24 protein-coding genes are annotated in these 24,195 nt (G+C 63.6%); 5 read left to right on the top strand and 19 right to left on the bottom strand.

Translation table 11 applies throughout. The annotated features are described in order from the left end of the window. Window position 1 precedes the first annotated feature (1 nt). The 6 genes from BZG29_RS24965 to BZG29_RS24940 form a co-directional block, all read right to left on the bottom strand. On the bottom strand, window positions 2–1,246 hold the full coding sequence (locus tag BZG29_RS24965; protein ID WP_077408474.1) for an ABC transporter substrate-binding protein: 1,245 nt from the start codon (window positions 1,244–1,246) through the stop codon (window positions 2–4). Between the two features lie 17 nt (window positions 1,247–1,263). Next, window positions 1,264–2,070, bottom strand: a complete 807-nt coding sequence (locus BZG29_RS24960) for an ABC transporter ATP-binding protein (RefSeq protein WP_077408473.1) — start codon at window positions 2,068–2,070, stop codon at window positions 1,264–1,266. Beyond that, window positions 2,067–3,146, bottom strand: coding sequence for an acyl-CoA dehydrogenase family protein (locus tag BZG29_RS24955; protein ID WP_077408472.1), 1,080 nt, complete (start codon window positions 3,144–3,146; stop codon window positions 2,067–2,069). Before BZG29_RS24955 ends, BZG29_RS24960 begins: the two co-directional genes overlap by 4 nt. Before the next feature lies 1 nt (window position 3,147). Further along, the gene (locus BZG29_RS24950; protein ID WP_077408471.1) at window positions 3,148–3,702 is read right to left on the bottom strand and encodes a carboxymuconolactone decarboxylase family protein; all 555 of its coding nucleotides are present in this window, start codon (window positions 3,700–3,702) and stop codon (window positions 3,148–3,150) included. 118 nt (window positions 3,703–3,820) lie between these two features. After that, window positions 3,821–4,741, bottom strand: coding sequence for an AraC family transcriptional regulator (locus BZG29_RS24945; RefSeq protein ID WP_077408470.1), 921 nt, complete (start codon window positions 4,739–4,741; stop codon window positions 3,821–3,823). Window positions 4,742–4,834: 93 nt separating this feature from the next. Further along, the gene (locus BZG29_RS24940) at window positions 4,835–5,674 is read right to left on the bottom strand and encodes a symmetrical bis(5'-nucleosyl)-tetraphosphatase (RefSeq protein WP_077408469.1); all 840 of its coding nucleotides are present in this window, start codon (window positions 5,672–5,674) and stop codon (window positions 4,835–4,837) included. A 452-nt stretch (window positions 5,675–6,126) separates the two neighbouring features. On the opposite strand from BZG29_RS24940, the gene BZG29_RS24935 reads away from it, so the two are divergent. The 4 genes from BZG29_RS24935 (at window position 6,127) to waaA (ending at window position 10,246) form a co-directional block, all read left to right on the top strand. Next, on the top strand, window positions 6,127–6,435 hold the full coding sequence (locus tag BZG29_RS24935) for an H-NS histone family protein (RefSeq protein WP_077408468.1): 309 nt from the start codon (window positions 6,127–6,129) through the stop codon (window positions 6,433–6,435). 91 nt (window positions 6,436–6,526) lie between these two features. Beyond that, complete coding sequence (locus tag BZG29_RS24930; RefSeq protein WP_077408467.1) at window positions 6,527–7,909, top strand: phosphomannomutase/phosphoglucomutase; 1,383 nt, start codon at window positions 6,527–6,529, stop codon at window positions 7,907–7,909. A gap of 4 nt (window positions 7,910–7,913) precedes the next feature. Next, the gene (gene waaC, locus BZG29_RS24925; RefSeq protein WP_077408466.1) at window positions 7,914–8,936 is read left to right on the top strand and encodes a lipopolysaccharide heptosyltransferase I; all 1,023 of its coding nucleotides are present in this window, start codon (window positions 7,914–7,916) and stop codon (window positions 8,934–8,936) included. A gap of 32 nt (window positions 8,937–8,968) precedes the next feature. Further along, on the top strand, window positions 8,969–10,246 hold the full coding sequence (gene waaA / locus BZG29_RS24920; RefSeq protein WP_077408465.1) for a lipid IV(A) 3-deoxy-D-manno-octulosonic acid transferase: 1,278 nt from the start codon (window positions 8,969–8,971) through the stop codon (window positions 10,244–10,246). Window positions 10,247–10,305: 59 nt separating this feature from the next. On the opposite strand, the gene BZG29_RS24915 is transcribed toward waaA, so the two are convergent. From BZG29_RS24915 to miaB, 11 genes are all read right to left on the bottom strand, one after another. After that, window positions 10,306–11,226, bottom strand: a complete 921-nt coding sequence (locus BZG29_RS24915; RefSeq protein ID WP_077408464.1) for a SprT family zinc-dependent metalloprotease — start codon at window positions 11,224–11,226, stop codon at window positions 10,306–10,308. A 44-nt stretch (window positions 11,227–11,270) separates the two neighbouring features. Further along, on the bottom strand, window positions 11,271–12,011 hold the full coding sequence (locus BZG29_RS24910) for a 1-acyl-sn-glycerol-3-phosphate acyltransferase (RefSeq protein WP_034746739.1): 741 nt from the start codon (window positions 12,009–12,011) through the stop codon (window positions 11,271–11,273). 16 nt (window positions 12,012–12,027) lie between these two features. After that, complete coding sequence (gene gmhB / locus BZG29_RS24905) at window positions 12,028–12,615, bottom strand: D-glycero-beta-D-manno-heptose 1,7-bisphosphate 7-phosphatase (RefSeq protein ID WP_058048328.1); 588 nt, start codon at window positions 12,613–12,615, stop codon at window positions 12,028–12,030. Then, window positions 12,615–14,717 (bottom strand): glycine--tRNA ligase subunit beta, encoded by a 2,103-nt coding sequence (glyS, locus tag BZG29_RS24900; protein WP_077408463.1) that lies wholly within the window; start codon window positions 14,715–14,717, stop codon window positions 12,615–12,617. The genes gmhB and glyS overlap by 1 nt, the downstream gene beginning before the upstream one ends. A 39-nt stretch (window positions 14,718–14,756) precedes the next feature. Further along, window positions 14,757–15,674: a glycine--tRNA ligase subunit alpha gene (gene glyQ, locus BZG29_RS24895; protein WP_034780177.1), complete on the bottom strand. Its 918-nt coding sequence runs from the start codon at window positions 15,672–15,674 to the stop codon at window positions 14,757–14,759. Between the two features lie 147 nt (window positions 15,675–15,821). Then, complete coding sequence (lnt, locus tag BZG29_RS24890; RefSeq protein WP_077409279.1) at window positions 15,822–17,348, bottom strand: apolipoprotein N-acyltransferase; 1,527 nt, start codon at window positions 17,346–17,348, stop codon at window positions 15,822–15,824. 79 nt (window positions 17,349–17,427) lie between these two features. Continuing rightward, window positions 17,428–18,306, bottom strand: a complete 879-nt coding sequence (locus BZG29_RS24885) for a transporter associated domain-containing protein (RefSeq protein ID WP_034746750.1) — start codon at window positions 18,304–18,306, stop codon at window positions 17,428–17,430. Window positions 18,307–18,423: 117 nt separating this feature from the next. Then, complete coding sequence (locus BZG29_RS24880; protein WP_077408462.1) at window positions 18,424–18,846, bottom strand: DUF4259 domain-containing protein; 423 nt, start codon at window positions 18,844–18,846, stop codon at window positions 18,424–18,426. Window positions 18,847–18,850: 4 nt separating this feature from the next. Beyond that, window positions 18,851–19,315, bottom strand: coding sequence for an rRNA maturation RNase YbeY (ybeY, locus tag BZG29_RS24875; RefSeq protein WP_077408461.1), 465 nt, complete (start codon window positions 19,313–19,315; stop codon window positions 18,851–18,853). Further along, window positions 19,299–20,363: a PhoH family protein gene (locus tag BZG29_RS24870; RefSeq protein ID WP_077408460.1), complete on the bottom strand. Its 1,065-nt coding sequence runs from the start codon at window positions 20,361–20,363 to the stop codon at window positions 19,299–19,301. Before BZG29_RS24870 ends, ybeY begins: the two co-directional genes overlap by 17 nt. After that, on the bottom strand, window positions 20,360–21,727 hold the full coding sequence (gene miaB, locus BZG29_RS24865; RefSeq protein ID WP_077408459.1) for a tRNA (N6-isopentenyl adenosine(37)-C2)-methylthiotransferase MiaB: 1,368 nt from the start codon (window positions 21,725–21,727) through the stop codon (window positions 20,360–20,362). The genes BZG29_RS24870 and miaB overlap by 4 nt, the downstream gene beginning before the upstream one ends. Window positions 21,728–22,414: 687 nt before the next feature. On the opposite strand from miaB, the gene BZG29_RS24860 reads away from it, so the two are divergent. Further along, the gene (locus tag BZG29_RS24860) at window positions 22,415–22,741 is read left to right on the top strand and encodes a hypothetical protein (protein WP_034746769.1); all 327 of its coding nucleotides are present in this window, start codon (window positions 22,415–22,417) and stop codon (window positions 22,739–22,741) included. Between the two features lie 149 nt (window positions 22,742–22,890). Here the strand turns inward: BZG29_RS24860 and BZG29_RS24855 are convergent, their stop codons facing one another. Beyond that, window positions 22,891–23,736: an HDOD domain-containing protein gene (locus tag BZG29_RS24855; protein WP_077408458.1), complete on the bottom strand. Its 846-nt coding sequence runs from the start codon at window positions 23,734–23,736 to the stop codon at window positions 22,891–22,893. Continuing rightward, entirely contained in the window at window positions 23,733–24,071 is a 339-nt protein-coding gene (locus tag BZG29_RS24850; RefSeq protein WP_070257435.1) for a hypothetical protein, read from the bottom strand. Before BZG29_RS24850 ends, BZG29_RS24855 begins: the two co-directional genes overlap by 4 nt. Window positions 24,072–24,195: the final 124 nt, after the last annotated feature.

Below are 24,195 nucleotides of genomic sequence, written 5' to 3'. Positions count from 1 at the left end.
GTCAGACCGCCACGGTTTCGCTGCGCAGCAGGTTGGCCGGCAAGCCGAAGGCGGCAGGGCCGCCCACGGCGGTGATGGCCTTGCGTACGAAGCGGTCATCGACCAGGTCGCGCGCGGCGAATTTCGGATCGAGGTTCGCCAGGAAGCGCGTATCGCCTTCGACCTTGGTGCGGCCGATGGCGCGCACCAGTTCTTCCGTGTACGAGGCGAATGGATACGGCTGGAAGTCGATGCGGCGCTGCTGCCAGTTCTTGTGCACGATCAGGCCCTGTTTTTCATAGCCGGCGTAATCGCTGGTGGCCAGCACCTTGGTCAGTACCTGCAGCGGATGCGGCGTGTAGCGGTGCTCACCCACGTTCGACAGCAGCTTGGCCGTGTCAACCTGGTTCGAACGCGTCCACAGCTGCGCCTTGACGATGGCGTTGGTCACCTTCTGCGCCCATTCGGGACGCGTGTTGATGTCGCGCTCGGACAGGAAGGTGACGCAGCACGCATGGTTTTTCCACACGTCGCCCGAAAAGCGCAGGATCTTGCCGATGCCGGCGTTTTCCGCCGCCGCATTGAACGGTTCGGCCACGATGTAACCGACGATGGACTTGCTGGCCAGGGCCGAGACCATTTCGGCCGGCGCCAGTACCACCAGGTTCACCTCGTTCGACTTGATGGCCGCGTTGCGCGCCCGCGTGACCGGGGTCAGGCCGTTCGAGGACAGGATTTGCTGCAGCAGGATGTTGTGGATCGAGTACCAGAACGGGATGGCGACCGTGCGTCCTCCCAGGTCGGAGACCTTGTTGATCTCGTTGGCCACCGTCAGCGCGGAACCGTTGACGTGGTTCCAGGCGACGACTTTCGCGGGGAATTTGGCGCCGTAGCGCACCCACAGGGTGGCCGGTGACAGCAGGTGGATGACGTTGACCTGGCCGGCGACGAAAGCTTCGATGATTTGTGCCCAGCTGCGGAACAAGCGCGGCGTTTCCGCCTGCAAGCCTTCCGCTTCAAACAGCTTGCGGGCATGGGCGACGAGCAGCGGGGTGGCGTCGGTGATTGGCAGGTAGCCGATTTTCACGGGCTGGTCGTCGCCTTTCGGGCCTTGCTGCGCCATGGCGTCACCGGCGAACAGCAGGGGCGAGGCGACGCTGGCCGTGGCCAATGCCGACATGCGCAGGAAGTCGCGCCGCGTCAGGCCGCAATCGCAATCGGACGAGGCGCAGATATGCAGGGGTTTGTTGTGATCTTCGAATGTCATGTGAGTGTTCCGGTCGATTAATTGGGGGCGAAGGCGGGCGTTTGATCCTGCTTTTGCAGCGCCTGCAGGGCGTCGAGGATGTCCATCTTGAGGGCGATCACCTCGGCGCTGTGGCCGATGCGCGGCTGGGCGATGGCGACGGGCCATTCGCGCACGATGTTGCCCGGCTTGCCGCCCATGAGCAGGATGCGGTCGGCCACCAGGATCGCTTCGTCGATATCGTGCGTGACCAGCAGCACGGCCGTGTGCCAGCGGTGCACCACGTCGACCAGCAGCGACTGCATCTCGGCGCGGGTGATGGCGTCGAGCGCGGAAAACGGTTCGTCCGCAAACAGCAGTTCCGGTTCGCGCGCCAGCGCGCGGGCCAGGGCCACGCGCTGCGCCATGCCGCCCGACAGCGCGGATGGGTACAGCTTTTCGCGGCCCTTCAAACCCACCGCTTCGATGGCTTGCGCCACGCGCGCCTGGTGCGCTTCGTGCGTCAGTTGCGGCTGGTGCTTGAAGTCGAGGCCGAAGCCGGCATTGCCCGTGACGTTCAGCCAGGGCAGCAGGCTCGCTTGCTGGAAGACGAGGGCGCTGCGCGGGTCTGGTTCGCGCATGGGCGCGTCGAGGAACTGGATATCGCCCGTGGACGGCGGCTGCAAGCCGGCCAGCACGCGCAGCAGGCTCGATTTGCCGCAGCCGCTGCCGCCCAGCAGGCAGACGATTTCGCGCTTGCGCACGCCCAGAGAGACGTGCTGGAACACGGGTGCGCTGCCCGCATAAGCGTAGCTGAGGTCCTGCGCCTGCAGCGCCCAGTCTTGCGTTTCCACCGCTGCCGTCATGCCGGCGCTCCTGCTGCCGCCTGCTGGCTGTCGAACAGCTGCAGCGCCGCCTGTAACTGCGTCAGGCTGGGGGTGACGATGGGGATGAACGACGATTCGCGCCAGCGGCGGGCAAAGCCCCGCTGCTCGGCGTTCAGGTAGGCGCGCCCGCCCATGGATTGCAGTTCCAGCATCAGCGCCTGCTGCAGCACGTCGGCCAGCTGTATGCGCAGGCGGAACATGGCCGGCGCCTGCGTCTTGAAACGGCCCTCGTGCACGCCGGCCAGCAAGGTCGCGACGGCGGCCTCCAGGGTGGCTTGCAGTGCTTCGATGCGCGGCGTGAGCGCGTTGCGCGAGCCGGCGGAAACTTGCGCCGCCTGCCCCAAGCTGGCGCGCGCCAGGCCGATCGACAGGCCGCACTGCATGCCGAGGAACGATGGGCGTACCTGCGGCAGCCAGGTTGGCGCATTGTCGCTGATGATGTCCGCGGCGGGGATGTGCACCTGCGCCAGCTTGACGGAAGCCGTATTGCTGCCGCGCAAGGCGATCAGGTCCAGGTCGTCGCTGCGCTGCACGCCTGCCGTGCTGCTGTCGAAGGCAACGATGACGGGGGGCGCGCCGTCGTTCGGCGCCACGGCGGCTGCCGCGACAAAGCCCGCCTTGCGCAAGTTCGTCACCCAGGCCAGGCCGCCGTCGACGAGCAAGCCGTCATCGCGGCGCGCGCCCGTGATTTGCAGTTGCTCGATGCCGGACAAGAATTTCATGGCGTTCGACAGGCCGCTGGCGCCCGCCTGCGTGCCGGCCAGCAGGCCGGGCAAGCGGCGTTCGGCCAGGGCGTGGTTTTCGCTTTGCAGCAGGAATTCGATGAAGCAGCGCTGGCCCCAGAAGACAAAGGCCGCCGTCACCGATTGCTCGGCCACTTTGGCGATGGCGTCGATGGCGTCGCGCACGTCGCCGCCCGCGCCGCCATGTTCCTGTGGCACGCCGATGGCCAGCAGCTGGTCGCCAGCGAGGGCAGGCAGGACGATTTCAGCCAGTTCCGACGATTGGTCGAGTTGGTCGGCGTGCATGTGCAGCCAGTGATTGAGGTGGCCCATGTCAGACGGCGCCAGGCAGGTAGGGCGTCAATTGCGGATTGACGGGCGTGCCGGCCAGGCTGTTGGAGAAATTGCACAGCGTCGCCAGGCTGATGCCCAGCACCACTTCCAACGCCTGTTGTTCGTTGTAGCCGGCGGCCAGGAAGGCTTGATAGTCGGCGTCCGTGACGGCGCCGCGCGTGGCGATGATGGCCGCGGCGAAGGCGGCGACGGCGTCCAGCTTGGCGTCGTTCGTCGGCTGGCCGTGCTGCAGGGCGCGCACGGTATCGGCCGTCTGTCCCGCTTTTTTCAGCGAGATGGCGCTATGGCCGGCGATGCAGAAATCGCAGCCGTGGATGCGCGCGGCCGTGATCTGCACCACCTCGCGTTCCATTAACGTCAGGCTGGCGCGCGCATTGATGCCGGAGACGGTCAGATAGGTTTCCAGGGCCAGCGGGGCATTGGCCAGCACGCCGATCAGGTTGGGCAGGAAGCCATTGTTGGCGATGGCCTTTTCCACGAAGGGGCGGCTATCGGCCGGGGCGGTATCGAGAGTGTGCAGCGTCAGACGGGACATGGGGTACCTTGCTAAGTTGGTAAGTCACTCATGCATTATATCGGCCATGCCGTGCAGGTAACAGACGTCAGCGTCGTCCTTTTGTGCTCGTTCGTCTGCGATTGTGTGATCCTTGATTTCAGCTGGCCAGTTGGCGCTGGCGCTGGTCGCGCCGGTAGGCGCCTGGCTGCTCGCCCGTGACCCGCTTGAAGGCGCGCGTAAAGGCGGCGTGCGAGCGGTAGCCCACCAGTTCGGCCGCGCGTTCGACGGAGACGCCGTCGTGCAGCCGGCGCGCGGCGATCTTCATGCGCAGCAGGAGCAGGAACTGGGCCGGCGAGTGGCCGCTGGCACTGGCGAAATGCTTGCAGAAGCTGGCGCGCGACATGCACGCGGCCTTGGCCATGTTCTCGATTGACCAGTCGTCGGCGGGGGCGACGAGCATGCGTTCGAGCAGCGGTGAAAATGCGGGCTGGTGCAGCAGCGACAGCAGGCCGGCCGCCACCTGCTCGCCCTGCGCCACATGGCGTATCAGGTAAAAGAACAGCAGTTCGACCAGGCGCGCGATGAGCGGCGACGGTTGTTCCGGGTCGCCGCCGGCTTCTGCCAGGATCAGGTCGAACAGCGCGGCAGCGGCGCTGAAGGCGGGCGCATCGCCGCGTATCAGCAGGTACGGCGGGAAGGAGTCGACGATCATCGCGGAAAGGGCGCCGCGAAATTGAAAGAAGCCGCAGGCCAGCGCCGTCGCCGGCTGGTCCGTGGGCGATTCCAGCGGCAGCATGGCTTGCGCGCTGACCGCCTGCAGCGGGTCGCTGTGCGGGCTGAGAAAGTGCGGCAAGTCGCGCAGCAGGAAGACGCCGTCGCGCGGGCCGAGCGCAATCGGTGCCGCCCCGTCGAGGTGCAAATAGCAGTGGCCATCGAGCACAAGGTGAAAGCTGCCCAGTTCCCGGCCCGCCGTGGAGGCGCGCCAGCGGCCGCAGTACTGGCCCACATGCAGGATGGCGGTGTCGAGTTCCAGGCTGCCGAGCAGCCAGCGCGCCAGTCTGTCGGTATCAGGATGCATGGGATCGCAAAGGCAAAAGCTGCATCATACGGGCTGCGCGCGGCAAGGCCAACGACCGATTTCGACTAAGCATATGCGCGCCATGCTTGCCATTTAGCGCTTGCCGCTGTGCTGCTGGAAGGCGGGGCAGGCGACTTGCAGCAGCGAGCGGTCTTCCAGGCACACGGCCGACAGCTTACCACCCCAGACGCAGCCGCTATCGAGGCCGATCAGGTGCTCCCGCAGCTGCAGTCCCAGCGCCGACCAGTGGCCGAAGACGATGGTGTCGCCGGCGCTGCGCCGTCCCGGGACGTCGAACCACGGCAGCAGGCCGGAGCCCGGCGGCGGGCTGCCGCTCTCCTTCATCTTGAAGTCCATCACGCCTTCCCGCGTGCAAAAGCGCAGCCGCGTCATGGCGTTGACGATGCAGCGCAGCCGGTCGGCGCCCTGCAGGTCGTCGTGCCAGGCGGCCGGTTCGTTGCCGTACATGGTGTGCAGGAAGGCCACCCAGCCGTCGCTGCGCAGCATCGCGGATACTTCCCCGCTCAGGGACTGGGCCTGGGCCGCGCTCCATTGCGGCAGCAAGCCCGCATGCACGAGCACATGGCCTTTGTGCTCCAGTGCCAACGGCCGCTGGCGCAGCCAGTTGATCAACTCGTCGCGGTCGGGCGCGTCGAGAATCTCGGCCAGCGTATCGGACGCATGCTCGGGGCGGATGCCGTTGGCCACGGCCAGCAGGTGCAAGTCATGGTTGCCCAGGACGCTGTCGGCCAGGCCCTGCTGCGCCAGCGCGTGCACGTGGCGCAGCGTGGCCAGCGAGGCCGGGCCGCGGTTGATCAGGTCGCCAGCGAACAGCAGGCGGTACGGGCCATTCGCTGCCGCCTGGATCAGTTCGATCAGTTCGATGGTTTGTGCATGGCAGCCTTGCAGATCGCCGATAAAGTAAGTTTTCATATGTGCCGGGATGAAGTGAACTACGCGCCTGCATTATAAGCATGCCTGCCCTTTGGTGTTGGGTGCATTCCTGGGCGGTACCCGATTGCGCGCACGGCCGGCGGGAAGAAAAGCGGATGCCGATTATGCTGTCGGAGATTTAATGGGGCGGCATTGTCCGCTGGCGTATATCGATAATAATCCGCCAGCGCGTTTATCGGAATGGATGGCCGCGTCATGCTGGCCTTGCAAGTAGCCTGCGCAGGAAGCCGGAATGCCACTCATCCATGTTTATTTATTTTATACGCGCACTTTCGGCATATTTTTCATTGAATCTTAATGTGGAGCAGATAAATAAGCCGATAGCCGTGATTCAATGGGCGATGGATTATGCAACGCTGCGCAGATGTTTATGCAATGTAGTATATTTCACGCTTATTTTATTATTTAAATTAATGTAAAGGATGTACGGGATGGATTTGTCTACGATGACGATGCTGGAATTGCGCAAGCTGGAAGATAATGTCAAGCAGGAATTGAACAGCCGCGAACGTGAAGATTTGAACAAGGCACGCGAACAGATCATGGCCATCGCGCAGCAGGCGGGCATTCCGCTGAAACAGCTGATACTCGACGGCTTGCACCCGCGCACGGGCAAAGTCGCGGTGCGCTACCGTCATCCTGACAATGCGACCGAGCAATGGACAGGCCGTGGCCGCCAGCCGCTGTGGGTCAGGCAATGGGTGGAATCGGGCAAGTCGATCGATCTGCTGCGCGTATAATTCGGTATACTCTTGGCGCAGTAGCAAGCTGTCAGCCCCGCGCTGCACCTTGCCAGGCGCCCTATTTGACTCTCTTTATACCGCCCACACCATGCTTCCATTGTCCAGAACGATCTTCAAGGCCTACGATATTCGCGGCATCATCGCTAAAACCCTCGATGCCAGCGTGGCCCACAAGATCGGTCAGGCATTTGGCCAGGCCGCCCTGGCCAAGGGCGAGCAGCGGGTCGTGATCGGCCGCGATGGCCGCCTGTCGGGGCCGGAATTGACGGTGGCGCTGGCGCAGGGCTTGCAAGCGGCAGGCGTCGACGTGATCGACCTGGGCGTGGTGGCCACGCCGATGGTCTACTTCGGCACGAATGTGCTCGACACGCGTTCCGGCATCATGGTCACGGGCAGCCACAATCCGCCCGACTACAACGGTTTCAAGATGGTGCTGGCCGGCGAAGCGATCCACGGCGAAGCGATCCAGGCGCTGTACCACAGCATCGTCGCGCACGACGGCAGCGCCAGCGTCACGCCGGGAGCGTACGCCACGCACGATATCCGCGCCGCCTACCTGCAGCGCATCCTGGGCGACGTCAAGCTGGCGCGCCCGATCAAGATCGCCGTCGATTGCGGCAATGGCGTGGCCGGCGCATTTGCGGGTGACCTGTTCCGCGGCATGGGCTGCGAAGTCATCGAACTGTTCTGCGAAGTCGACGGCAATTTCCCGAACCATCATCCGGATCCGGCGCATCCGGAAAACCTGCAAGACCTGATCCGCTGCCTGGCCGAGACGGATGCGGAAATCGGCATCGCCTTCGATGGCGATGGCGATCGTCTGGGCGTGGTCACCAAGGATGGCCAGATCATCTACCCCGACCGCCAGATGATGCTGTTCGCCGCCGACGTGCTGACTCGCCATCCGGGCGCGCAAATCCTGTACGACGTGAAATGCACGCGCCACCTGGCGCCTTACATCACCAAGCATGGCGGCGTGCCGCTGATGTACAAGACGGGCCACTCGCTGGTGAAAGCCAAGCTGCGCGAGACGGGTGCGCCGCTGGGCGGCGAAATGAGCGGCCATATCTTCTTCAAGGACCGCTGGTACGGTTTCGACGATGGCCTGTATTCGGCCGCGCGCCTGCTGGAAATCCTCACGCGCGAAGCCGACCCGTCAAGCCTGCTGAACTCCCTGCCGCAGTCCGACAGCACGCCCGAACTGCACCTGGAACTGAAGGAAGGCGAGAATGTCGTGCTGATGGACATGCTGCGCCGCGACGCCGTCTTCCCGGGCAATGAGCAGATCATCACCATCGACGGCTTGCGCGTGGAGTATGCGGATGGTTTCGGCCTGGCCCGCTCGTCGAACACCACGCCGGTAATCGTCATGCGCTTCGAGGCGGAAACGCCGGCAGCGCTGGCGCGCATCCAGGGGCAGTTCAAGAGCGTGATCCTGGCTGCCAAGCCAGACGCTGTGCTGCCGTTCTGACAGCATGGCCGGCCAAGCTGGCGCACAGGCGCCCTTGAAAATCCTGCTGGTGAGGGTGTCCTCGCTGGGCGACGTGCTGCATAACCTGCCGATGGTGGCGGATATCGCCCGCCATTATCCGAATGCGACCATCGACTGGGTAGTCGAAGAGGGTTACGTCAGCCTGGTGCGCCTGAATCCGCGCGTGGGTACCATCTTCCCGTTCGCGCTGCGGCGCTGGCGCAAGAGCCTGGGCAAGAAAGAAACGCGCGCGGAAATCGCTGCCTTCTTCCGCAGCCTGCGGCAGACGCGCTACGATTATGTGTTCGATACCCAGGGCTTGCTCAAGACGGGCATCATCATGGGCGCCGCGCGCCTGGCGCCGGGCGGGCAGAAAGTCGGCCTGGCCAATGGCAGCGAAGGCTCCGGCTACGAAGGCATCTCGCGCATTTTTCATACGAAAAGCATTCCGCTCGACCCGCGTACGCATGCGGTAGCGCGCGGCCGCCTGGTGGCCGGCGCGGCACTCGGCTACACGGTCGACACGCCGGCCGATTTCGGCTTGCCGGAAGTATCGGGCAGCGAACCGCGTCCGGACTGGATGGGCGCGGCGCCCTACTGCGTGTACTTCCACGGCACGGCGCGCGACGCCAAGAAATGGGCGCCGGAAAACTGGATCGCTCTGGGCCACGCGCTCGCTCCCATGCCGATTTTGCTGCCCTGGGGGTCGCCCAAGGAAAAGGCGGAAGCCGAACAACTGGCGGCCAGCTTGCCCAACGCTCGCCTGCTGCCGAAGCTGTCGATGGGCGACGCCACCCTGCTGGCGCGCCATGCGGCGCTGGTGATCGGCGTCGACACGGGTCTGACGCATATCGCCGCCGCCTTTGTACGTCCGACAGTGGAAATCTATGCCGATTCGCCGCTGTGGAAAACGGAAGGCAACTGGTCGCCGAAAATCATCAACCTGGGCGATAAAGGCGCGCCGCCCGGCGTGCCGGAAGTGCTGGCCGCGGCGCAGCGCCTGCTGGCCGACTATCCGCCCGCCTGACTTCAACCGCCTGACTTCAACATCAAACAAACATGCGACTTCTTTATACCCTTGCCTGGTGGCTGGCCTTGCCCCTGGTGCTGGCGCGGCTGTGGCTGCGCGGACGCCAGGAATCCGGCTACCGCCAGCACTGGGGTGAGCGCCTGGGCTTTTATGGGCGCCAGCCGACTTCCGCTATCGACACCATCTGGCTGCATGCCGTCTCCGTCGGCGAGACGCGCGCGGCCGAACCGCTGATCGATGCGCTGCTGGCCGCATGGCCCGCGTGCCGCATCATTCTCACGCACATGACGCCGACGGGGCGCGCCACGGGCAAGGCACTGTTTGCGAAACACGGCGCGCGCCTCGTGCAAAGCTACCTTCCGTACGACACGGGCGCCATGCCGGCCCGTTTCATCCGCCATTTCGCGCCGCGCATCTGCATCCTGATGGAGACGGAAGTGTGGCCAAACCTGATCCACCAATGCAATCGCTACAAAGTGCCCGTGGTGCTGGCCAATGCGCGCCTGTCGCAGCGATCGCTGGGCAAGGCGCAGCGCCTGGGTAAACTCATCGCCGATGCGGCGCGCGGCATCACCCTGGTCGCGGCGCAGACGCAGGACGACGCCGATCGCGTACGTCAGCTGGGCGTGCAGGAAGTCGTCGTCACGGGCAGCATCAAGTTCGACGTCGTCGTACCCGAAGCGGCGCTGGCGACAGGCGCCTGGTTGCGCGGCGCCATCGGCCAGCGCCCCGTGCTGCTGTGCGCCAGCACGCGCGAAGGGGAAGAACAATTGATTCTCGACGCCTTGCCCCGCGCCAGCCTGCCTGCCAATGCACTGCTATTGATCGTGCCGCGTCATCCGCAGCGCTTCGACGAGGTGGGAAAATTGGTGCTGGCGCAGGGCCTGGCCGTGCAGCGCAGGTCCGGCCTGGCGCAGGACGACACTGTTGCTGCGGGCACGCAGGTGCTGCTGGGCGACTCGATGGGCGAGATGTTTGCCTATTACGCGGCCTGCGATTGCGCTTTTGTGGGCGGCAGCCTGCTGCCGCTGGGCGGGCAAAACCTGATCGAGCCGGCGGCTTTGGGCAAGCCCGTGCTGATCGGCCCCCACACCTTCAACTTTGCGCTGGTGACCGAGCAGGCGATTGCCGCCGGCGGCGCCGCGCTGGTGGCGGACGCCGACGCGCTGATGGCGCAGGCGGCGGCCCTGCTGCAGGACCCCGCGCGTTTATCGTCGATGGGACAAAAGGCGCTGGCGTTTGCGAACCAGCACCGGGGCGCCACGCCACGCACCATCGCGGCGATTCAACCTTTATTGTTGGTTTAATTCCGGGGTCAGACCCGCCGGGTCTGACCCCAGCTTTGCGCCGTTTGGTGGGAGTACCGTTAAAACAACACCGGCAGTTCTTGCGAGCGCTTCCTTAATGCCTGCTTGGCGCCATCGTAATCGGGATAGATCGATTCCACGGTGGCCCAGAAGCGGGGGCTGTGGTTCATTTCCAGCAGGTGCGACAGTTCGTGCGCCACCACGTAGTCGATGAGCGGCAGGGCGAAATGGATCAGGCGCCAGTTCAGGCGGATCTTGCGCTCGATGGTGCAGCTGCCCCAGCGCGTGCCGGCCGAGGACAGCGATAAGGAATCGTACTGGACGCCCAGCTTGTCCGCATACACGTCCAGGCGCGCCTCGAACAGCTGGCGCGCTTCGTGCTGAAACCATCCCTTCACTTTTTCCTTCAACTGCTGTTCACTGCCCGTGGGCGTGACCCATACGTGCAGCTCATTCGTCTCGCGCTGGAAGCTGGCGCGGTGGCGCGGCGCCTGGTGCAATCTTAAGGTAATGTCGCCGCCGAGGTAGGGCAGTATGGCGCCGTCGACCCAGGCCACGGGCGGGCGCTGCTGGCGCTGTACCTTGCGCTCCCCGCGTTCCAGCAGTTTCGAGACGATCCAGCCTTGCTTGGCGCGGATGGCGTTGTCGATTTCGGCCAGGGTGACGCGCTTGGGCGCCGTGACGCGCAAGCCGTTATCGTCGATCATGAAGCCGATGGAACGGCGCGTGGAGCGGCGCAGGGCAAATTCGACGAGGTGGCTGCCCAGTTGCAGCTGGCGCAGTGGCGGGCCATCGTCGGTGCGTGGTGGTGAAGGCAGGGGAGGCGGGGCGGGACGAACGATGGGGGGCGCGGGTGCCACTAGCGGTGGCGCCACGGGCGGCGCTGGCGGTGCCGTGGGGCGCACCGCCGGGGGCGTGCTGGTCGAGACGTCATGCGCGAACAAATCCAGTTGCTGGTCGCCGACCCTGATGGTCTTCATCTGCTGGCGCAGTGTCGGCTCCTGGATGACCGCGCTGATGCCGTCTAGCCAGCGTTGTAGGCGTGAGGCGAAATGACGCGCATTTCTGATTCTATCCAATTTTCCACCTGTTGCATCATGCTGTCCGGGGTTTGCCCTTCCGGCGAAATCGGTTTGCCTATCGAGACGGTGATCAGTCCCGGGCGTTTGAGGAATGACTGCTTGGGCCAGCATTCGCCTGAATTATGCGCAATCGGCACCACCACGGCGCCCGTGGCGATGGCCAAACGCGTGCCGCCGCTCTTGTACTTGCCCGCCTGACCCACGGGAATGCGGGTGCCTTCAGGGAACATGATAATCCATTGGCCATCTGCCAGGCGGCGCTTGCCATGCGCGACGACGCTCTTGAACGCATGCTTGCCCTGCTTGCGGTCGATGGGGATCATGCGCAGCAGCGCCATGGCCCAGCCGAAGAAGGGGATGTACAAAATCTCCTTCTTGAACACATACACGAGCGGACGTGGCAGGCTGGGAAGCAAAAAGATGGTTTCCCAGGCCGACTGGTGCTTCGACAGCACGATGGCCGGCGCGTCGGGGAAGTTCTCGGCACCCTTGACTTCATAGCGGATGCCGCAAATGACCTTGGCACACCACAGGATAAACACGTTCCAGCGCGAGGTGACCCAATAGCGCTTGTTATAGCTCAATGGCGCGGCAAAAAAGCACACGCAGGCCCAGACGATGGTGGCCACGATCATGATGATCATGAACAGCAGGGATCGCAGGAACAGGGAAATATTACGCAATGCGGTTCTCCGAAGATTAGATACTGAATGCCACTGTGGGCGCCGGTGCCGCTGGCGCCTTGAGCAGGTGGCTGACGACGGCGGCCAGGTCGGGGAAGACCTGGGTGCCAGGCGGCAGGCCGCCCGTTTCATTGGTCTTCTCGCCCTTGCCCGTCAGGACCAGGTAGGGCACGCAGCCGCTGATGAAGCCTGCCTGCAGGTCGCGCAACGAATCGCCGACCGTGGGCACGCCTTTCAGGCTGGTGTTGTAGCGCTGCGAAATTTCATGGAACATGCCGGGCTTCGGCTTGCGGCAGTCGCAATTGTCCGCGCCCGCGTGCGGGCAAAAGAAGATGGCGTCGATATCGGCGCCCACCTGCTGCGCCAATGTGTGCATCTTCTGGTGGATCGCGTTCAAGACCGTCATGTCGAAATATTCGCGTGCGATGCCCGACTGGTTCGAGGCGATGACGACGCGATAGCCGGCCTGGTTCAGGCGGGCGATCGCTTCAAGCGAGCCGGGGATCGGCAGCCATTCGGCCGGCGACTTGATGAAGTCCGGCGAGTCATGGTTAATGACGCCGTCGCGGTCGAGAATAATCAGTTTCAGCGCCGGCGTGCCCATTATGCCGCCAGCTTGGAAATGTCGGCCACGCGGTTCATCATGCCGTGCAGCGACGACAGCAGTGCCAGGCGGTTGTTGCGCAGGGCGACATCCTCGGCCATCACCATCACGTCGTTGAAGAAGCCGTCGACATCGTCGCGCAGCTGCGCCAGGGTTTGCAGGGTGCTGGTGAAGTCGCCCTTGGCGAAGGCCGCGTCGACTTCCGGCTGCACGCGCGAGACGGCGGCGGCCAGTTTTTTCTCCGCTTCGTCCTGCAGCAGCGCCACGTTGACGCCGCCGGCGGCGACCTGGCTCACGGCTTCTTCGTTCTTTTTCAGGATGTTCGTGATGCGCTTGTTGGCGGCGGCCAGCGAGGCGCTTTCCGGCAGCGCGGCAAACGCCTGCACGGCTTCCAGGCGCTGCACGATGTCGTCCAGGCGGTCGGGATTCTGCGCCACGACGGCTTCGATTTCATTCGGCGAGAAACCGCGCTCGCGCAGGATGCCGCGCAGGCGGTCGAGCATGAAGGTGGCGACATCCGCGACGGGGTCCTTGAAGCCGGGAACGGCTGCGAACTGCGCGGCGGCATCAAACAGCAAGCCCTGGATCGACAAAGGCAGGCGTTTTTCCAGCAGCATGCGCAGCACGCCCAGGGCATGGCGGCGCAGCGCGAACGGATCCTTGTCGCCCGTCGGCGCCAGGCCGATAGCCCAGATGCCGACCAGGGTTTCGAGCTTGTCGGCCAGGGCCACGGCGGTGCCGGTGCCGGTGGTTGGCAGGCTGTCGCCGGCAAAGCGCGGCTGGTAATGCTCGGAGGCGGCCAGCGCCACTTCTTCCGGTTCGCCGTCATGGCGCGCGTAGTAGGTGCCCATGATGCCTTGCAGCTCGGGGAATTCGCCCACCATGTCGGTCAGCAGATCGGCCTTGGCCAGCAGGGCGCCACGTTCGGCCAGGGCCACGTCGCCACCCAATTTTGCGGCGATGGCGCCGGCCAGCGACTTGACGCGTTCTGTGCGGGCTGCCTGCGTGCCCAGCTTGTTGTGGTAGACGACATTGGCCAGCAGCGGCAGACGCGATGCCAGCGTCTTCTTCTTGTCTTGCTCGAAGAAGAACTTGGCGTCGGACAGGCGCGGGCGCACGACGCGCTCGTTGCCGCCGATGATGTGCTCTGGCGTGTCCGTCTCGATGTTCGACACGATCAGGAAGCGCGAGCGCAGCTTGCCTTCGCTGTCCGTCAGGGCGAAGTATTTCTGGTTCGTCTGCATGGTGAGAATCAGGCACTCCTGCGGCACGGCCAGGAATTCTTCCTCGAAGTGGCACTCATACACGACCGGCCATTCGACCAGCGCCGTGACTTCATCGAGCAGCGCTTCGGGCATCAGTACCTGGTCGGCACCGGCCTTGTCCAGCAGCTGGGCGCGGATGCGCTCCTTGCGTTCCTCGTTGCTGGCGATGACGCTGGCGTTGAGGATCAGCGACGGCGCATAGTTTTCCGCGTGCGCGATGGTGATCGGCGCGCCGTCGGTGAGGAAGCGGTGGCCCAGGGTGGTGCGGCCGGCCGTCAAACCCAGCAAGGTCAATGGCAGGATATTGATGCCGTGCAGGGCGATCAGGCTGTGGGCCGGGCGCACGAATTGCACGGTGCTGCCGTCCGGGCGCTGATAGCTCATCAGCTTTGGAATCGGCAGCTTGGCGGCCGACTCGGCCAGGGCAGCTTGCGCGCCCGTTTCCAGTTTGCTGCCGGGCGCCGTGTAGGTGTAGAAGAAGCTTTCAGCCTTGCCGTCGGCGGCGCGTTCCAGCTCGGCCACCGTCAGGTCGGGGAAGCCCAGCGCGGTCAGTTTCTTGGCCAGCGGCGGCGTGCCGTTGCCGTTCGCGTCCAGCGCCACGGAGACGGGCAAGACTTTTTCGCGGATCGATTTATCGGGCGAGACTTCACGCACGTTGGTGATGGAGACGGCCAGGCGGCGCGGCGAGGCGTAGCTGGTGGCGACGCTGTCGGCTTCCAGGAAGTCGCGCGCTTTCAGGCCGTTGACGATGCCGGCCGTGAAGGCGGCGCCCAGTTTGGCCAGCGCTTTCGGCGGCAGTTCTTCGGTTAGCAGTTCGATGAGCAGTGTTTGGTTCATGGTGTTCTTGTCTGGTACGGCGGTGTATGAGCTAGGCAATCAAGCGGCGGCGGGTTGGTCTGCGGCGGGCAGCATCGGGAAACCGAGGCGCTCGCGCGAGTCGTAGTACGCTTGGGCCACCAGGCGCGACAGGGTGCGCACGCGACCGATGTAGGCGGCGCGTTCCGTCACCGAGATGGCGCCGCGCGCGTCGAGCATATTGAAGCTGTGCGAAGCCTTCATGATTTTCTCGTAGGCGGGCAGGGTCAGTTGCAGCTCGATCAAACGTTTCGCTTCCGCTTCGTAGTTGCCGAACTGTTCGAACAGCAGGTCCGTATTCGCGTGCTCGAAGTTGTAGGTCGATTGCTCCACCTCGTTCTGGTGGAAGACGTCGCCGTAGGTCAGCTTCTTGGTGACCCCGTTCTCTTCCCACTCGGTCCACACCAGGTCATACACGTTTTCCACGCCTTGCAGGTACATGGCCAGGCGTTCGATGCCGTAGGTGATTTCACCCAGCACGGGCTTGCAATCGAGGCCGCCCACTTGCTGGAAGTAGGTAAATTGGGTCACTTCCATGCCGTTCAGCCAGACTTCCCAGCCCAGGCCCCAGGCGCCCAGGGTCGGGCTTTCCCAGTCGTCTTCGACGAAGCGCACGTCATTCTGCTTCAAATCCAGGCCCAGGGCGGCCAAGGAACCCAGATACAGGTCGAGGATGTTTTCCGGCGCGGGCTTCAACACCACCTGATACTGGTAGTAGTGCTGCATGCGGTTTGGATTTTCGCCGTAGCGGCCATCCTTCGGGCGGCGCGACGGCTGCACATACGCGGCGCGCCAAGGCTCCGGGCCGATCGCGCGCAGGAAGGTGCCGGTGTGGAAGGTACCGGCGCCGACTTCCATGTCGTAAGGCTGGAGCAGGGCGCAACCTTGCTTGTCCCAATAGGTTTGCAAGGTCAGGATAATTTGTTGAAATGTGAGCATCGTATGAGTTCGCCGCGCGGGAGGCTGCGCTTTGTTAAGGTTTGCTTGAAGCCCGGACGCATGCTTGGAAGCGCGTCCGGGCCGGGTTTTTGCTAATTTTAGCGGTTTTTACGGGCCCACTGTGACTCTTCGGGCAATATCGGCCGCTTATTGCTGCGCGGCGCGGCCACGGCGAGCGGCGCGCGACAGCAGGAAGGCCGTCAGCAGGGCCAGCGCGGCCAGGGCCAGCACCAGTTTGTTGCCGTATAGAATGTATGGCGTCATGCCGCCCATGCCTTGCACCTTGGCCGCCAGGGTGGCTTGCTGTTCCGGCGGCAGCAGGCTTTGCACCACGCCCTTGCCGTCGATGACGGCGGTGGCGCCCGTATTTGTCGAGCGCAGCATCGGGCGGCCCGTTTCCAGGCTGCGCATCTGCGAAATCTGCAAATGCTGCGGGATGGCGATCGAGTCGCCGAACCAGGCCAGGTTCGAGATATTGAGCAGCACGGACGCCGACTGCTTGCCGCTGCGGTGGGCGCTGGCCAGCTGGCCGGCAATTTCCTCGCCAAACAGGTCTTCGTAGCAGATATTCGGCAGCACCAGCTGGTCGCGCACGGCCAAAGGCGCTTGCACCTCGGCGCCACGGCCCATGTCGCCCAGCGGGATGGCCATCATGGCGACAAACCAGTGCAGGCCGGGCGGCACGAATTCGCCGAACGGCACCAGGTGGTGCTTGCGGTATTGGTAATACGGTCCCGGCGTGCCGTTGGGTGTGATCCCTAGGGCCGCATTGTAGAAGCGCTGCTGCTCGTCGAGCACGGGCATGCCGAGCAAAATCGTGCTGCCCGTCTGCTGCGCATACGTCGCCAGGCTATCCAGATAGCCGGGCGGAAGCTGGTGCGGCAGCACGGTGACGGCCGTTTCCGGCGTGGCGATCAGGTCGGCCGGCGCGCTGGTGATGGCGCTCTGGTACATCTGCAGGGCGCCCAGCACGAAGCCGGGGTCGAATTTCTGCTGCTGCGGCACATTGCCCTGCAACAGGCGCACCGTGATCGGGCGTCCGACCGGGTGCGTCCACGCCACGTACTGCAAGCCGAGGCCGGCCGCGTACAGGGCAATGACGCCACCCAGCGCCAACCAGCGCGTGCGGTGCAGGGGGTGGACTAGCAGCAGCAGGGCGCCGGCCGACAGCGCCGCCAGCCAGCCCAGGCCATACGCGCCGACGATGGGGGCAAAGCCGGCCAGCGGGCTGGCATTGTGGGCGTAACCGGTGGCCAGCCACGGGAAGCCCGTAAACAGCCAGCCGCGCGTCCATTCGAACAGAGTCCAGGTTGCGGGCAGCACCAGCAGGGTCATGGCGGGCAGGGACAGCACCCAGCGCTGGCGCAGCCAGGCGGCCGCGCCCATGGCCAGGGCCACGTAAATGGCCATCAACAGGGCCAGCAGGGCCACGGCGACGGCGGCAATCGGCGCGGCCATGTCGCCATAGCGGTGCATGGAGATGTACAGCCAGTGCGTGCCGGCCGCGCACCAGCCGAAGCCGTAGGCCCAGCCGATCAGCGCGCCGCCCTTGACGCTGGACGAACGCAGCACCTGGTAGAACAGCACGCCCAGGCTGAGGATTTGCAGCGGCCAGTAGCCGAAAGGGGCGAACGCCAGCACCGCGACGGCGCCGGCGATGGCGGCAGTCAGCATGCGCGCCCAGGTGCTGCGGGGCGGTTTGGCGGGGGCGTTGGGATCTAAGCGTCTGAAACGCATTTACAGGACGCGCATGTCAGAGTTCCAGTTCCGGCACGTTGGGCAGGCGCTCGACGAGCAGCACGTGCACCTGGCGCGCATCGGCGCGCAGCACCTCGAAGCGCAGGTTGCCCAGGTCGAAAATATCGCCCTTGTGCGCCATGCGGCCCAGGTACTTCGAAACGAGGCCGCCGATGGTGTCGACGTCGTCGTCCACCAGGTGGCTGCCCACTTCTTCGTTGAACTGTTCGATCTCGGTCAGCGCCTTGACTCTCCAGCGGGGGCCGAACTGGCCTTCCTTCAGCGACAGGATGTTGTCCTCGGCTTCGTCGAAGTCGTATTCGTCCTCGATGTCGCCGACGATCTGTTCCAGCACGTCTTCGATGGTGATCAGGCCGGCGACGCCGCTGTATTCATCGACGACGATGGCCATGTGATTGTGGTTGGCGCGGAAATCGCGCAGCAGCACATTCAGGCGTTTCGATTCGGGGATGAAGATGGCGGGGCGCAGCATGTCGCGCACGTCGAAAGTTTCTTCAGCGTAATAACGCAGCAAGTCTTTCGCCAGCAGGATGCCGATGACCTTGTCGCGCTCGCCTTCGATCGCGGGGAAGCGCGAGTGGGCGGTGGACAGGACTTCCGGCATCCATTCCTCGATCGGCTTGCTGATGTCGATGACATCCATTTGCGAGCGGGGAATCATGATGTCGCGCGCACAGAGATCCGATACCTGGAACACGCCTTCGATCATCGACAGGGCGTCGGCGTCGATCAGCTTGCGTTCATGCGCATCGTGTAGAACTTCGAGCAATTCTGCACGGTTCTCTGGCTCGGGGGAAATGAGTGCGGTCAGGCGTTCAAACAGTGACCGGTGGGGCTTGACGTCAGTTCTGACGCCACTAGGGTGCTCGGGCATAGGAGGCGTGAGCCGTTGTTGCGAAGGGATATAGGATACACCAAAAGTGGGGGAATACCGGATTTCCCCGCTTTTGATGCAAATTTAATACGTTGAAGTGCGCCGTTGCCCGATGTTTTACGCGGCGTCCGGGCCCAGCACGCGTGCGCGCAAGGCCGCCACGTCGGCCTGCCAGTCGGCGTAATGCTCGCTGTCCTGCCACAACTGGCGCAGTTCCGAGGTCTCGGCCGTGATGCGGTCGAAGGCCAGGCGCGCTTTTTCCAGCAGCGGCTGCGTCACCTTCTTCTTGCAGGCGGCCACCCACTCGTCCACGTCCGCCGTGGCCGGGTCGTCCTCGCCCGGCTTGCCCAAGAGGCGCGCGATCACTTCCAGCGCGGCCAGCGCTTCGGCGGCGAACGGCGCTTCCAGCTCCGCTTCCTGGCTGTCGATGACGTTGTCGAGCGTCGTCTCGACCAGTTCCAGGGTTTTGTATTCGTGCAAGTCCTGCGCCCAATCCATGGCGTAGTCGTTGCCGAAGGCATCTAGCGCCCAGGTTCCCATGGTCTTACTCCTTGTACGGATCGGTGATGCCGAGCTTGGCCAGGATGTCCGTTTCCAGTCCCTCCATTTCGGCCGCTTCCTCGTCATCCATGTGGTCGTAGCCCTGCGCATGCAGCACGCCATGCACGATCAGATGGGCCGTGTGCTCTTCCACGCTCTTCTTTTGCTCCGCCGCTTCCTTTTCCAGCACGTCCGTGCACAGGATGATGTCGGCGCGCGTCGGCTCGTCGTCGCTTAACTCTTCGCCTTCGTTGTAGGCGAACGTCAGCACGTTGGTGGCGTAGTCCTTTTCGCGGTAATCGCGGTTCAAGGTACGGCCTTCTTCCGCGTCGACGAAGCGGATGGTGAATTCGGCGGGGGCGAACAGGGCCGCCTTGACCCAGCGGCGCACTTTCGGGCGCGTGATCAGGGAAGCCAGGCGGGCGTCCGGGTATTGCACGGACAGGGACAGTTTATTTTTTTCGGACATTTTTGGCGGCAGCTGGTTTCAACAAGGGGAGTAACTGGGCGGCGTCGGCGTTGGCCGCCTGCGCCGTTTCGTAGGCGTCGACGATGCGCGCGACGAGCGGATGGCGCACCACGTCGGTGCTGTTAAATTGCGTGAAGCCGATGCCGCGCACGTCTTTCAATACGTGCACGGCGTCGATCAGGCCGCTCGTCTGGCTCTTGTGCAGGTCGACTTGCGTGACGTCGCCCGTCACCACGGCCTTGCTGCCGAAGCCGATGCGCGTCAAAAACATCTTCATCTGTTCGACGGTGGTGTTTTGCGCCTCGTCAAGGATGACGAAGGCGTGGTTCAGGGTGCGTCCGCGCATGTAGGCCAGCGGGGCGATCTCGATCACCTGTTTTTCAAACAGTTTTTGCGTGCGGTCAAAGCCCAGCAAATCATACAGCGCATCGTAGAGGGGACGCAGATACGGGTCGACCTTTTGCGCCAGGTCGCCCGGCAGGAAGCCCAGGCGTTCACCCGCTTCGACGGCGGGGCGCGTCAGAATGATGCGCTTGACGGCGTCGCGTTCGAGCGCGTCGACGGCGCAGGCGACGGCCAGGTAGGTTTTACCCGTGCCCGCCGGGCCGACGCCGAAGCTGATGTCGTGTTCAAGGATGTCGCGCAGGTAGGCGATCTGGTGCGGCGTGCGCCCGCGCAGGTCGGCGCGCCGTGTTTTCAGCACGGGGCTGGCGATGTCCGGCTCGACGAAGGTGCTGGCGGGTGCGTTGGCGTGGTGTTCCGAGGCGGCGGACAGGCCGGCGCGCTGTTCCACCAGGGCCAGCTGTACTTCTTCCAGCGGCACGACCTTGTTGGCGATGGCGTAGAACTGTTCGAGGATTTCCACGGCCCGTTCGGCATTGCTGCCGCCGACGATGAATTTCTCGCCGCGGCGGAAGATCGTCACGTCGAGGGCGGCGGAAATCTGGCGCAGGTTTTCATCGAGGGGGCCGCACAGGTGCGCCAGGCGCGTGTTGTCGAGCGGCTCGGGAATGAAGTAATGCGGCTGTATCGGGGCTTTGGTTTTCAACTGGCTCTTTTCAATGCGGGTGCGCTGGCGACGAGTTCGCCGCGCAGGGTGTAGGAATGGCTTTCGGTGATGCGCACGTCGACCAGCTGGCCGATCAATTGCAAACCGTCGGGGCCGGCGTCGAAATTGACCACGCGGTTGTTTTCCGTGCGGCCTTGCAGTTCGCGATCTATCGTGTCCTTCTTCGAACGGCCTTCGACGAGGATGGTTTGCACGGTGCCGACCATGGCCAGGCTGTATTTGCGCGTGTTGGCGTCGATGGCCGCCTGCAACTGTTGCAAGCGAGCCAGCTTGACTTCATGCGGCGTGTCGTCTTCCAGGCTGGCGGCCGGCGTGCCGGGGCGCTTGCTGAAGATGAAGCTGTAGCTGTTGTCGAAGCCCACGTCGGCGATCAGCTTCATCATGGCGTCGAAGTCGGCCTGGGTCTCGCCGGGGAAACCGACGATGAAGTCGGACGAAATGGCCATGTTCGGGCGTACGGCGCGGATGCGGCGGATGATGGACTTGTATTCGAGGCCCGTGTAGCCGCGCTTCATGGCGCCGAGCACCTTGTCGGAGCCGTGCTGCGCGGGCAGGTACAGGTGGTCGACCAGCTGCGGAATTTTGGCGTAGGCGTCGATCAGGCGCTGCGTGAATTCCTTCGGGTGGCTGGTGACGAAGCGCATGCGTGCAATGCCGGGGATGTCGGCCACGTATTCGAGCAGCAGGGCAAAGTCGGCGATCTCGCCGCCTTCCATCGCGCCACGGTAGGCGTTGACGTTTTGCCCCAGCAGGGTGATTTCCTTGACGCCCTGGGCGGCCAGGCCCGCCACTTCCGTCAGCACGTCCTCGAAGCGGCGCGACACTTCCTCGCCGCGCGTGTAGGGCACGACGCAGTAGCTGCAATATTTGCTGCAGCCTTCCATGATGGAAACGAACGCCGAGGCGCCTTCCACCTTGGCCGGCGGCATGTGGTCGAACTTTTCGATTTCCGGGAAGCTGATGTCCACTTGCGCGTCGCCGCTGGCGCGGCGCAGCTCGATCATCTGCGGCAGGCGGTGCAGGGTTTGCGGGCCGAAGACCATGTCGACATACGGCGCCCGCTTGACGATGGCGTCGCCTTCCTGCGACGCCACGCAGCCGCCCACGCCGATCAAGAGGTGCGGCTTGGCCAGTTTCAGCTCGCGCAGACGGCCCAGGTCGGAAAACACTTTTTCCTGCGCCTTTTCGCGCACGGAGCAGGTATTGAGCAGGATCACATCGGCGTCTTCCGGCGTGTCCGTGCGCACCAGGCCATCGGAGGCGCCCAGCACGTCGGCCATCTTGTCCGAGTCGTACTCGTTCATCTGGCAGCCGAAGGTTTTAATGAATACTTTTTTCTGCATGGCGTCGGGTGCTTATCGGTAAATGTGGCGGCAAATAAGTGGGACAAATAATGGAGCAAATCAGTGTGGCTGCAAATAAGCTGGGCAGGGGGCTTGCGCTGTGCGCCGCTCGGGGCGGGAGGCGGTGGATGACCGGCCGGGCGCCTCTGGCTGCCCGGCGGCAGGCTCGCTGCAATTTCAGGCCATAGTTTAGCGTAAATCGCCGGGGCGGGCCATGTTGTGCTTACCTTGCCGACAAGGTTGTCGCCTGTCTATGTCCGCTTGCATCGTGATGCTTAAAAGCATTTGTTGCCGTGCGACACCATTGATTTGTAACAAGTTGCTGCAAAGCCTTGTGTGCGCCCGCTGGCATCCTAATGTGTTGAAATAGCATCGTTGCCAAGCCAACCAGCAGCTTGATTGATATTTAACAATCAGGAAGTTTGCGCGAGGCGCAGATGCCGCGTGTTTGGGCTAGTATATTGCCTTATATGCAATTCATTTTAGTGGATTGCACGTGCTTTTACTCACGCGGCAAGTTGCGTACGTTGGCTGGGCGTGGCTGTGCGAGTCCTGTGCAGGCAGTGCGATACGGAGGAAGGGCGGGGGAGGGCTGAATCCGATGGACAGACGTTTATTTGAACACTCTAAGCCAGCCTTAAGTTCGTATCGGCATTATTTTCTACATTCACCAGACGAGGAAAAATCATGGCACATCATGCATTAGCATCGCAAGAGAGTTACAACCCGAACCACCTGCTGGATATTCTGCTGAGCAAGATGCAGCTGAAAAACGATGCAGCCCTGTCGCGTCTGCTTGAAGTGGCGCCACCCGTCATCAGCAAGATCCGCCACCACCGCTTGCCGGTCGGCGCCTCGCTGCTGATCCGCATGCACGAAGTGACGGGCATGAGCATTCGTGACCTGCGCGACTTGATGGGCGACCGCCGCACCAAGTATCGCCTGTCCGACGCCCAGGGCCGTCCAAAAGCGGAAGACCGCGGCGATGCGCAAGAATCGAATTACGCGCACTGATGCGGTGGTGGCGCGCTGACTGTGCCGCTTGCGTAGCTGCTGGCGGCAACAGGCTGGCGTGGACCGGGCAAGGTGGAATGATGGCAGTACCCATAACGGCTTTCGCCCTCAGGCGAGGGCCGTTTGCGTTTGCGGCTTTGCCTGCCGAGTCAGCTTAACAAGGCCGAGGTGATTTCGTCGTAGCGCAGTTCCGTTTCGCGGAACAGCTGCAGATACGTGTCTTCGCCCAAGCCCAGGGCATCCCAGGCCACCGGCGAGACGCGCGGCACCATGTCGTCGCCCGCCTGCGCCAGGTCGAGCGCGCAGACGACGGCATTGGCCACGTGGATCAGCGACGCGAGGAAGCCTGCTCCCGGCGTTTCCGGCTGCAGATAGTTGCCCAGCGCCAGGCGCATCGTGTCGGAAAAATTCCAGTGTTCGGCCAGCGCCACGCCGGCCTGCACGTGATCCACGCCCAGCACGGTTTGCTCCGCTTCGAGCAGGCTGCAATCGTGCGCCGCCTGGTGTGCGATGACTTGCGCATAATGCGTGGGAAAACTGCTGACCAGCACCAGGCGGCCGATGTTGTGCAGCAAGCCGGCCGTGAACGCGTAATCCTGGTTGAAGCGGATTTGCCGCGCCAGCACCTTGGCGCAGGCGGCCGTCGCCACCGAATGGCGCCAGAAGGCCTTGTCGTCGAAACCGGGGCAGCGTCCTTCCGGGAAGCAACCCGTGATGGCCGCCGACGTGATCAGGCTGCGCGTGGTCTGGAAGCCCAGGTAAGTGATCGCCTGCTGAATGGTGGTGGCTTTCACTTGCAAGCCATATTGCGACGAGTTGGCCAGGCGCAGGGTTTTCGCCGTCAGCGCCTGGTCGTACGACACTTTTTTGGCCAGCACGGAAATATCGACGTCTTCCTGGTCGATGCTGTTCAATAGTTCCATGACGACGGCGGGCAGCGAGGGCAAGTCATCGAGGTGGGCGACGATGTCGTCGAGCGTCAGCTGGGTGCTCATGCGGCCTCTCCCGTGCCCAGGCGGTAAGCCGTGACATAGCTGCGCAGCAAGGTCGTGGCCGCGTCCAGGGGATCCTCCGGGTCATGTTTGCGGAACAGGTAGGCCAGCCGTTCGCTGTCGGCCGCCTGTTGCGCGGCGATTTCTTCCGGCGAGGGGGGCGGCGCCTGGATCGGCAACATGTCGATGTTGTGGCGCGGCATCAGGGCCAGCATGTTTTCCGTCAATACCGCGCCTTGCGGCAACAGCACTTGTCCATGCGCATCGAGCAATACATCCGACAAAACCATGCCAGGACGAACTTGTTCCAGGGGTAGATGTTGATGCATGACCGCCATGACGACTCCTTAGATGATTGCGGGATATTACCATTGCCATGACGCAATGTCTCAACCTGTATCAAGGCCTGGTGGAAAACGGCATTGCTGTAAATCTTGCCAATAAGCATGTCATACCGTACAT

The sequence above is a fragment of the Janthinobacterium sp. LM6 genome, assembly GCF_002002885.1.
Classification (GTDB): Bacteria; Pseudomonadota; Gammaproteobacteria; order Burkholderiales; family Burkholderiaceae_D; genus Janthinobacterium; species Janthinobacterium kumbetense.
This window is presented reverse-complemented; position numbering and strand designations above follow the sequence as displayed.